The organism is Cupriavidus nantongensis (assembly GCF_041726985.1).
Taxonomy (GTDB): Bacteria; Pseudomonadota; Gammaproteobacteria; order Burkholderiales; family Burkholderiaceae; genus Cupriavidus; species Cupriavidus nantongensis_A.
The window spans coordinates 146,467-157,497 of record NZ_CP168302.1 but is presented as its reverse complement, the minus strand read 5'-3'; the positions used below and the strand labels follow the sequence as shown (position 1 = coordinate 157,497).

The following is an 11,031-nucleotide window of genomic DNA, read 5'->3' as shown; positions in this document are numbered from 1 at the left end:
TTGCCGAGCCACTTCTGAAGGCGGTTTCGCCGCTACGGGTCTTGGCCTGTTATTGAGAATCAGTTACATTACGCGTCCGCCGTGATGCTCGTTTTTTCCCAGCCGGCTTGCCATGGCCGGCCCGAGACCGAACGCCTATGCCCCCAAAGTTCTTGCTCATGCTCGCCGTCTTCCCGCTTTATCAGGCATGGGACCTGTACCAGCTTGTCAGCAGCGGGCCGTCGTTCCACTTCTATGCCGAAACCGCGGCGACGCTTGCGTTCCTGGTGATCCTCGGCATCGTGATCGGCGAGCGCCGACGCGCCTTGCAGGCGTTCGAAACGCTCAAGCATTCGGCCGATGCCGCAGTGCGCGCGGCGGCCGAACGCGACGCGGCCGCACAACGGTCCACGCGCGATTTCCTGCAATCGATGCAGGAGCAGTTCGAACGCTGGGGCCTGACGCCGGCCGAAAGGGACGTCGCATTACTGCTAGTCAAGGGCTTGTCTCTGGAAGAAATCGCCGGCGTGCGCGAGACCGGGGCCAAGACGGTGCGGCAGCACGCCGCCAATCTCTATGCCAAGGCCAAGGTCAACGGACGTCACCAGCTGGCGGCGTTTTTCTTCGAAGACCTGTTGGCGCCGCGTCCGGGCAGCGGATCGTAGGTCGATCATGCCGGCGCGCGTCTTGAATCGGCCGCGCCTTGCTTACACCGCGGCCAGCAAGTCGTCCGTATGCACCATCAGTTCACGGACCTGCCGCAGCGTTGCGTACTGGTCGAGCACGGCGCGCCAGCCGGGCGCTTCCAGCAGCGCCTGCCAGACCGGCTCGAGCTCGCGCGCGTCGGCAGACGATGCCTCCGTCAGTGCGGTGGCGAAATCCAGCGTCGGCGTGGCGGACAGCAACTGCATCCGGCTGGCGGCGCTGAGCATGCGTGGCGCGGGCTCGGCAGGCGCGTCGCAGCAATAGAGCACGGTGCGGGACAGGGCCGAGGACGCCGAGGGCAGGGCGCGCAGCGCGGCGCCGCGCAGCGGCACCGTGCCTTGCCGGGTCGCAAACGGATAAACGACGTCCTTGTCCGCATGCGCAAGCAGTCGCAAGCCGCGCAGCAGCCGCGGAAAATCCGTAGTCGCAGCATCGACGGAGGCCTTGACTTCGACCAGCAGGCACACATCCCAGGCCGGAGTGCCTCCAGCGGTGTCGTTTGCCGCGGCAGATTGCCTGAGCAGCACCACATCCCATTCGCTCTTGGCGTGTTTATGCGCGGCCGGGATCGCAGCCGGTACGCGCATCGACGTCACCACGCGGTAGGGTGCCGATGCACCTGCCGAGGCGTTAAGCCGCTGTGCGAAAGCCTCGAGCGCCTGCGCAGCCAGCGCCTCCGCGGCATCGCCACGCTGCCGTGACGACAGCCCCTGCGCGACGGCGGAAGCGCTGCCCGAGCGTGGACCGTAGCGGTCCCACAGCGCTCGGTATTCCACGACGAGCGGGTCCGACGCCAGCGCGTCCAGGCGCCTCAGACGTGCCAGGGCCGGGTGTTCCAGCAACTGGGCCAGTGCGCGTTCTGCCTGCGGTGCGCCCGCCAACTCCGGCGTCTGCGGCATTTCAAGCAGTCGCTGCGCGGCATCGCGAACCTCGTCCCAGGCTGCGGCGCCGACGCATGCATGCAACCGGGCCAGCGCCTCGCGTTGCGAGCCGGGGCCGAGGCGTTGCTGTTTGCCGGGATGGGCGACCGCATTGACGGCGGCGTGAATAGCGCGACGGTCCTGGTCCGCGCGCGCGGACAGCGACGCATACTCCCGCACCGGCGCGGCCCGATGCCGCAGGACCATCGCCTGGAACACCGGATCGCCGCCATCCGCGCGCATCGCGTCCCGCACCATGCGCGCGAGCGCGCTGGTGAAGCGAACTTTCAAGGCCGCATCCGGCGTTTCACCACGCGCCAGCGCGGCGCGGGCTTGTTCGATCACGAGTGCGAGCGCCGTCGCAGGACTGGCATCGAGCGCTGGCGAAAACGCATCGTCGAGTTGCGGCAGGCGATAGCGGCGCGGAACGGCGCGCAGGGTCGCGTCGAGCAAGGGCTGTGGTTGCAGCTTGGGCTTGTCCATGTCCGGGCTTATCGCACGAATCAGGCCTCAAGTCTCGGTAATTCAGGGTGGGTTGTACAAGGGGGTGTCGGCTGGCTGGTATCAACTTGATTTGACATAACACATATTATGCGAAACCCGCGTGTTGGCGCCAGATTCTAATGTCCGCTTCTGGCTAAGTAGAAATGTCCGCCCAAGGCGCTGCCCATGGTATTCAGCCTGCCCGGTTGAATGCAATGGAGACGCCAGGCATGGCGAGGCCAGGGGTCATTGCCTCGCCGTGCCGCCTGCCGGCTCAATCGAGCGTGATGGCTTCGCGCTGGATCACCGCCGTCCAATTCTCCTCTTCCTTTACCACGCGCTTTGCGAAGTTGGCCGGATCGATCATCACGACGTCGCCTTGCTGGCCCAGCGCCGTCTTCGCCTTGCTGTCCTCGAGAAGGCCCTGCGTGACCGAATGAAGCTTCTGGACAATCTGCGGCGGCGTGCCGGCCGGTGCGAGCATGCCGATCCAGAAGGTCACGTTGAAGGGCGAGATGCCAAGCTCCTCCAGCGTTGGCACCTCCGGCAACTGCGCCATCCGCTTCGAGGCGCTGACAGCGATCGGCTTCAGCTTGCCTGCCTTGATCTGAGGCAGCGCCGTCCAGGTGTCGAAGGCCGTATCCAGCTCGCCGCTGATCACGGCCAGTTGGGCCTGCGCCGCGGACTTGTACGGAATATGCGTGGTCTTGATCTTGGCCCGGCTGTTCAGCATGGCGAAGCTGAGATGCGCGATATTGCCCGGTCCGGCCGAGCCATAGCTGACCTTGCCGGGATGCTGCGTCGCGTAGCGCACCAACTCCGGCACCGAACCGACCGCGTTCTTCTGCGACCAGTCAGGGTTGGTGACGAGGATGAAAGGCGCCTCGAGGACCAGCGTGACCGGCGTGAAGTCCTTCGGCGAGTAAGTGCCCTTCTTGTAGATCTGCGGGTTGATGGTGATGCTGCTGGAGTTGGTGACCAGCAAGGTATAGCCGTCGGGCGCGGCCCTGGCGGCCTCGCCGACGCCGATCAGTCCGTTCGCGCCAGCCTTGTTTTCCACCACCACTGGCTGGCCGAGGGACCTGGTCAGGCGCTCCGAAATAGCGCGGGCCACGGTATCCGTGAACGACCCCGCCGGAAAGGGAACGATCATCCGGATCGGTTTGTTGGGCCAGCCCGTATTCTGGGCCGCGGCCGGCGCGGCCATGGTGGTGGCCAGGATGCCCAGCGCGGCCGCCGCCATGCTGAGTTTGCGGGGCTTTGCGCCGGCCTGGCAGCGCTGGATCCATGTCGGATTGTTCATGTCGTCTCCGTATCGTAATAATGGCGTTTCTGGACTCTTGCACGGCTTAGGCCGTTTCCTTTGCCCGCTTTGGTTTCGCGACGGTGCCGGTAATGCCCTGTTGTTCCAGGCTTGCGATCTGGTCCGCGCTCAGTCCGAGCACGCGCCGCAGCACCGCTTCGGTGTGTTCGCCCAGCGTCGGCGCGACATGGCGGATAGGCACGGGGTCGCGGCCGGTCCGGAACCATGCGGTGCTGGATGTGTAGGTGCCGATGTGGGCGCGTTCGACTTCGCGCCAGAACCCGCGGGCGCGCAGGTGCGGGTCTTGCAGCACCTGCGACATGGGCCGCGCCACGCCGGCGGCAATTCCAGCGTGTTGCAGCTGGTGCATTGCCGCTTCGGCGTCGCGGACCGCGCACCATGACTTGATCGCCTGCTCGATCCTGTCCTCCTCGGCGCGCCGTCCCGATGCCTGCGCCAGACGGGGATCGGCCCCGAGTTCTGCCCGGCCGATCGCCCGGCACAGCGCGGGCCAGGTCGCATCGGTCACCGTCAGCACGATCCACGCATCGTCGCCTGCGCAACGGAAGCATCCATGCGGGGCATGTATTGGATGGCGATTGCCCTGCCGCGGCGACACGGCGCCGGAGACGGATTGCTCCAGCAGGAACGGTGCCGCCATCGGCAACATGGCCTCTACCTGCGACAGGTTGATGTGCCGCCCCTGCCCCGTCGCTTGCTGCGCAAACAGCGCGAGCAGAATCGCCGCGCCGCCGTTCAGGCCGCCGATCGGATCGCCATAGGCGTACGACGTCATGGCCGGCGGACCATCGGGATGGCCTGTGTATAGCGGCAGCCCGCTGGCCTGCTCGAGCGTGCCGCCGTACGCGCGTGTATTGCTCCACGCGTTGCCGAGGCCGAAGGCCGGCATCGACAGCATGACCAGCCGTTCGTTTCTGGCGCGCAGGGCTTCATAGTCCAGCCCGAGCTTTGGCAAGACCTCGGCGGAGTAATTCTCGATGACTGCGTCGGCGCTTTCTACCAGCTGCAGCAGCAACTGCTTGCCTTCAGGGCGCGTCAGGTCCAGCGTGATCCCAAGCTTGTTGCGGTTCATCAGGTTGAAGTTCGAGTTCTTCTCGTACAACCTGTCCCGATAGAACGCCTCGGTGAAATTGGCGCCACGCCACCAGTCGGGATAACCGGTGCTTTCGACCTTGATGATCTCCGCGCCAAAGTCGGCCAGCGTCCGCGCCGCCAGCGGCCCCGCCCAGCCCATCGTCAGGTCGACGACGCGAATGCCCTGGAGCGGCAAGCGTTCGCCTGCCGTTCGCCTCAGCAGCAGGCGCGGGCGATGATCCAGTCCCGAGGTGCGGTAGTGCAGGTCATGCGCGCCCTTTTCCGGCGCAACGCCGCCCGGCAGCGGACCCGCGGCATCGAGGCGCAGCGGCACCACCGGGCCTTCGAACGATGCGCCGCCCACGGCGACCGGCACGAAGGCACCGCGCTGCCTGTGCACTTCCTGGCCAAGCAGGGTCTCCATGGTCGGCACGATCACGGCCGGATGCTTCTTGTCGCCCAGGATCTCGAACCACTGCCTGGCCGTGCGCGTCAGGAACGCGGGGATCAGCAGCGCGTCGATCTCGTCCGCGCGTTCCATCCGTTCGGGGCCGCTCGCGTAGCGTGGGTCGTCGCCAAGATCCGGACGGCCGATGGCCTCGCACAGGCCCTTCCACTGCGGCAGGGTGTGCGTAAAGATACCGATCCAGCCTTCGGCGGTCTGGTAGATCCCGGCCGGATGCGTGCCGCAGAACCGGTTGACGCCAAGGCGCTGCAGCGGATGGCGCTTGTCCTGCACCATGCCCGCTTCCATCTCGACCACGCCGAAGACTGCTTCGTGGGCACTCAGCACATAGCGGCGGCTGCCCTGCCCGCTTCCGATCAGCGCCGCGACGGCGGCCGAGAATGCGCTCAGCCCGACCACGATCGCCGACTGCACGTCGTGCGGCATGTGCGGCGGCCCATCCGCCGGGCCGCTGCCGTGCACGGCGCCGGCAAGCGCGCGGCACACGGCTTCGGCGCCGGCGTAATGGCTGTACGGCCCGCTCTCGCCGAACCAGGTGAGTGCGACCTCGATTGGCTCGTGGCCTGGGGTTTCATCGGCCGCCTGCTGCCACACCGGCGTGCCGGGAATGCGCAGGCCTTCAGCCAGCGCACGGGCGTCCAGCACCACGTCGCATGTCAGCGCCAGCCGCGCCAGCCACGCGCCGTCCCCCGCGTTCCGGTCATCGACGGTAACGCTGTGCTTGTTGGTGTTCAGCCATGCAAACAGCGCGCTTTCCGGTTGCGCTGCGCCCGGTGCGCTGACCAGTGGCGGCATCCGCCGCCATGCGTCGCCCGCCGGGCTCTCCACCTTGATGACTTCGGCGCCGAAGTCTGAAAACAGCTTGCCCGCGTACGCCAGCGCGGGGCCGCTACCGACTTCGAGCACGCGCAAGCCGCCCAGCGCCAGCTGCGCCGGATCCAACCCATGCTTGATCATGGAAACCTCTTGGCTCTGTGTAGGGATTGGTCGGGCACGGCGCTTACCACGCATCGACAAAGCCGCGGCGCTCCCTGCGGCCGCGCAGGTCCGCCGAGGCGATGCCCTGTGCGACCCACTTCCGGGTCTGCGCGGGGTCGATCACCGCATCGATCTCGACGGCGGCCGCGGTGTTGATGGCGTGGCCGCGCTCGTAGGACTGGGCCACCAGCCTGTCGAACAGCGCCTTGCGCTCGGGGCCATCCGGCACGGCCTCGAGTTCCTTCTTGAAGCCCAGCCTGACCGCGCCTTCCAGGCCCATCGGCCCGAATTCGCCGGTCGGCCACGACACGGTGAAGCTTGCCGAGCGGAAGCCGCCGCCCGCCATGGCCATCGCGCCCAGGCCGTAGCCCTTGCGCAGCGTTACCGCCAGCAACGCGACCCGCAGCTTGGCCGCCGTCAGGAACATGCGCGACACGTGCCGCACCTGTGCCCGGGCCTCGCATTCCGGCCCCACCATGAACCCCGGGGTGTCGATCAGCGAGAGGATCGGCAGGCCGTGCGCATCGCACAGCTGCATGAAGCGCGAGGCCTTGTCCGCGGCGTCCGCATCGATGGCGCCGCCAAGATGATAGGGGTTGTTGGCCATGATGCCGACGGGCTGGCCTTCCACGCGGGCCAGTGCGGTGTGGATGCCCGCGCCAAAGCCGGCGCGCAGCATCAGCACGCTGCCGACGTCGGCGATGCCCTCGATGGCCTTGCGGCTGTCGTACACGCGCAGCCGGTTCTCCGGCACCACATGGCGCAGTGCCAAAGCTTCCGGCGCGCTCCAGTGCGCCACGCGCCCCTGGAACATCGACAGGTAGTGCTTCGCCGCCTGCACGGCCTCGGCCTCGTTGTCGACCAGGATATCGACCACGCCGTTGGCAACCTGCACCGATGCGGGCCCGACTTCCTCGGGGCTGAAAATCCCGAGGCCGCCGCCTTCGATCATGGCCGGTCCCGCCATGCCGATATTGGCGGACTTGTCGGCAATGATGACGTCGCAACAGCCGAGGAAGGCCGCGTTGCCGGCGAAGCAGCGCCCCGAAACGATGCCCACCACCGGCACATTGCCGCTCAGTTCGGCAAAGGCGGCGAACGACGGCTGGTACAGCCCGGACACCGACGGGAAATCGACGTCGCCGGGCCGGCCGCCGCCGCCTTCACCGAACAGCACCAGGGGCAGCTTGTCGCGCAACGCCACCTCCACGATGCGGTCGGTCTTGATGTGGTTGCGCTTGCCCTGCGTGCCGGCCATCACCGTGGCGTCGTAGGCCATCACCGCGCTGCGTGCCCGCTCCTTGCCGACCAGTTCGCCGTTGATATTGCCGATGCCGGTGATCAGGCCGTCCGCCGGGGTGTTGACGATCAGATCCTGCTGTGTGCGGCGGGACGACTGCGCCGCGAGCGCCAGCGCGCCGTACTCCACGAAGGTATCCGGATCGCACAGGTCGGCAACGTTCTCGCGCGCGGTGCGCTGGCCGCGCGAGCGGCGCCTGGCGACGGCATCGGGACGCGCGGCGTCGTCCAGGTAGGCATGCCGGTCCAGCACGCGCTGCAAGTCGGCGCGGATCGCATCGGGATCGGCCTGCTGCGCGGCGGCCACGGCGATGCCATCCGCCTCGAGCTGCTCCAGCACGATCAGCACCTGGTTGTCGGACGCCAGCGCGCCCGGCTCCAGTCGCAGGTCGACCACGCGCCCGCCGCATTCGGCGACGATGGCGTGCTCCATCTTCATGGCGTCGAGCACCGCAACCGTCTGGCCTGGCTTGACGATTGCGTCCAGCGCGACGCCGATCTCCACCACCCTGCCCGCCAGCGGCGCGCGGACCGCCACCAGGCCCTCGCTGATTGCCTCTTCCGGATCGGCATGGCGCGGCGCGAGCGGCTGCGAAGGACGGGCCGCGCCGCCCAGCAAGGCTTCGTGCGCGCGCCCGGCCTGGGCAATGGCTTCCGCCGCCGCGGTCAGCTCCGGCACGATCGCCTCGAAGTGCCGGGTATGGACATCCTGCGACAGGAAATCTTCGCGCTGCACCAGCGCGCGCAGCAGGTTGAGGTTGGTCGGCACGCCAGCGATGCGGAACTCCGCCAGGCTGCGCTGCAGGCGACGCACGGCTGCGTCGAACTTCGGCGCTGCGCTGCTGACGATCAGCTTGGCCAGCAGGGTGTCGAAATTGGGCGACGGTTCATAGCCGGTGTAGCCATGCGAATCGACGCGGACGTCAGGGCCAGAAGGCGGGTCGAAGCGCTCCAGCCGGCCGTGTGCGGGACGCGCCAGGCCCTGGGCATCGGTCATCTCCGCATTGATGCGCACCTGGATGGCGTACCCCCGGGGTTGCGGCGGCGCAGCCGGATCCAGCCCGAGAGCGGAGAGCGTCTGCCCGGCGGCGATCCCGATCTGCAGCGCGACCAGGTCGACGCCGGTGACCTGCTCGGTGATGGTGTGCTCGACCTGCAGGCGCGGATTGGCCTCGATAAAGACAAAGTCCTTCTGCTCGCCGGAGTCGGTTTCCTCGACCAGGAACTCGAAGGTGCCCAGGCTCTCGTAGTTGACGCGGCGCGCCAGCCTGAGCGCCGCCTTGATGATCTGCTCGCGCAGCTGCGGCTTCAGTACCGGGCTGGGGGCGATCTCCACCAGCTTCTGGAAGCGGCGCTGCAAGGTGCAGTCGCGTTCGCCGAGGGCAATCACGTGCGCGCCGTCGCCGGCGATCTGCACTTCGATATGGCGCGCGCGGGCAACCAGCCGTTCCGCGTAGACGGCATCGATGCCAAACGCCGAGCTCGCCTCGGAACGGCAGCGCGCATAGGCTTCGGCCAGGTCTTCGCGCCGGCGGACCACGCGCATGCCGCGGCCGCCGCCGCCGCCGACGGCCTTGATCACCACGCCCGCGCCGCCTTGCTGGTCGAAGAAGCCGGCGATTTCCTCCAGCGACGCCGCGCCGCGTGTTGCCGGCATGACGCGCACGTCGCAGTCGGCCGCCAGTTCAAGCGCGCGCCCCTTGTCGCCGAACAGCGCGAGCTGCTCGACCGTGGGGCCGATGAAGCGGACGCCGGCGTCGTGGCAGGCCTGGGCAAAATCAGCCCGTTCGCTGAGGAAGCCATAGCCCGGATGAATCGCATCGCAGCCGGATGCCTTTGCCGCGGCGAGGATGCCTGCCATGTCGAGGTATGCAGCCGGCCCGGCCCCTTCGAGGGCAACCGCCTCGTCGGCCAGGATCCGGTGCAGCGCGCCGTGGTCGTCCTGCGAATAGACCGAGACGGTCCCGATCTCGAGATCGCGTGCGGCGCGCAGCACGCGCAGCGCGATCTCCCCTCGATTGGCGATCAACAGCTTCTTCAATGCAGTCTCCTCGTTTGTATGTTGATGTCTGAGCGGTGCCGGCGACGCCTGGCCTGGCCGTTCAGGGCCGGATGCCAAACCGGCTGATCCCGGTTTCGCGCAGCGGCGCCGCCAGGTTGGCGAACTCGCACAGCAGCGTGCGGGTCTCGCGCGGGTCGATGATGTCCTCGATGACGAAGGCTTCGGCGCTGCGGAACGGCGACGTCAGGCTGCGCACGCGCAGCTCGATCTCGGCACGCTTCTGCACCGGATCGTCGGCGCCTTCGATCTCGGCCTTGTAGGCGACGTCGAGGCCGCCTTCGAGCGGCAATGCGCCCCAGTTGGCGGAGGGCCAGGCATAGCGGAAATTGAAGCGCCCCATGTGCTGGTGGCCGGCCGCCGACACGCCATAGGCGCGGCGCAGGATCACCGAGCACCACGGCACCGTGGCCTGGTAGAGCGCTGACAGCGCGCGCACGCCGTAGCGCATGATCCCGGCTTTCTCGGCGTCCAGGCCGACCTGGAACCCGGCCGTATCGACCAGGTTGACCACCGGCAGGTGGAAGGCCTGGGCCATGTCGACGAAGCGCGTGAATTTCTCGGCGCTGTTGCTATCCCAGCTGCCGCCATGGAACGACGGGTCGCTGGCGATCACAGCCACCGGCCAGCCATCCAGGCGGGCCAGCGCAGTGATGACGGCGCAGCCCCAGTGCCTGCCGATCTCGAAGCAGGAATCGGCATCCACCAGCGCCTGCATGATCGGCCGGATGTTGTAGTCGGCCCGGCTGTCCCGCGGAATCGCCGACAGCAGCCATTCATCGCGGCGCGCGGGGTCGTCGCTGGACTCGCCACGCGGCGGCAGCTCGAAGACGGAAGGCGGCAGATAGGACAGGAACTGGCGCGCGCGCGCGAAGGCCTCCTGCTCGGTGCCTACCTCGTCATCCACTACGCCGTTGCGGGTGTGGATCTGGCTGCCCCCCAGCTCGTTCTTGCTCAGTGCCTCGCCCACGCGGGCCACGACCGAGGGCGGGCCCTCGCTGAACAACTGCGAGGTTTCCTTGACCATTACCGAATAGTGGCTCGCGGCCACGCGCGCCGCGCCCATGCCCGCCACCGAGCCCAATGCCAGCGATACCACCGGCACCACCGACAGGTTCTCGACCACGTGTTGCCAGACCTTCATGGTGGGAATCAGGGTATGGCCCTTGATCTCGATATTGCGCACCGAACCGCCGCCGCCGGTGCCGTCGACCAGACGGATCATCGGCAGCCGCAAGTCGTGCGCCATCTTCTCGGCGTGGATCAGCTTGTCGCCCACCGCGCCCTCGTTGGCACCGCCGCGCACGGTGAAGTCGTCCCCCACCAGCACCACGGCGCGGCCGCCGACCTGCGCGCGGCCCATCACCAGGTTCGACGGAACCAGGTCCACCAGCCGGCCGTTACTGTCGTAACGGCCGCTGCCGGTCAGGCCCCCGACCTCCCGGAACGAGCCGGGGTCCGCCAGGGTGTCGATTCGCTCACGCACCGTCAGCTTGCCGGCCGCCTTGTGGCGCTCCACCTTCCCTTCGCCGCCCATCCGGGCGGCGAGCCGTCGGCGGTGGGCCAGTTCATCGATTTCAGGCTGCCAGCTCACTGTCGTCTCCTGTGTCTTCGTCCGATACACGTGTTGCCACCATCTCGCAGGAGCCGTGCCAGGCCCAGCAGGGCTAATTTATCCTTTGATTTCATTGAATAATTTTTCTGTCACCATTACGATGCCTCCAATGACTACAGAGTGTGTCCA

Annotated in this window: 6 protein-coding genes; 1 reads left to right on the top strand and 5 read right to left on the bottom strand. The window is 67.6% G+C overall.

The annotated features are described in order from the left end of the window. The first annotated feature begins 158 nt into the window (after positions 1-158). Positions 159-644, top strand: coding sequence for a helix-turn-helix transcriptional regulator (locus ACEI37_RS00680; protein ID WP_373376851.1), 486 nt, complete (start codon positions 159-161; stop codon positions 642-644). 42 nt (positions 645-686) lie between these two features. Here the strand turns inward: ACEI37_RS00680 and ACEI37_RS00675 are convergent, their stop codons facing one another. From ACEI37_RS00675 to ACEI37_RS00655, 5 genes are all read right to left on the bottom strand, one after another. Next, entirely contained in the window at positions 687-2,087 is a 1,401-nt protein-coding gene (locus ACEI37_RS00675) for a 3-deoxy-D-arabino-heptulosonate 7-phosphate synthase (RefSeq protein WP_373376850.1), read from the bottom strand. A gap of 274 nt (positions 2,088-2,361) precedes the next feature. Further along, positions 2,362-3,390 (bottom strand): tripartite tricarboxylate transporter substrate binding protein, encoded by a 1,029-nt coding sequence (locus ACEI37_RS00670; RefSeq protein ID WP_373376849.1) that lies wholly within the window; start codon positions 3,388-3,390, stop codon positions 2,362-2,364. A 46-nt stretch (positions 3,391-3,436) separates the two neighbouring features. Continuing rightward, positions 3,437-5,908 (bottom strand): CoA transferase, encoded by a 2,472-nt coding sequence (locus ACEI37_RS00665; RefSeq protein ID WP_373376848.1) that lies wholly within the window; start codon positions 5,906-5,908, stop codon positions 3,437-3,439. A 43-nt stretch (positions 5,909-5,951) separates the two neighbouring features. Continuing rightward, entirely contained in the window at positions 5,952-9,269 is a 3,318-nt protein-coding gene (locus ACEI37_RS00660; protein ID WP_373376847.1) for a carboxyl transferase domain-containing protein, read from the bottom strand. 61 nt (positions 9,270-9,330) lie between these two features. Then, entirely contained in the window at positions 9,331-10,881 is a 1,551-nt protein-coding gene (locus ACEI37_RS00655) for an acyl-CoA carboxylase subunit beta (RefSeq protein ID WP_373376846.1), read from the bottom strand. Positions 10,882-11,031 lie beyond the last annotated feature (150 nt).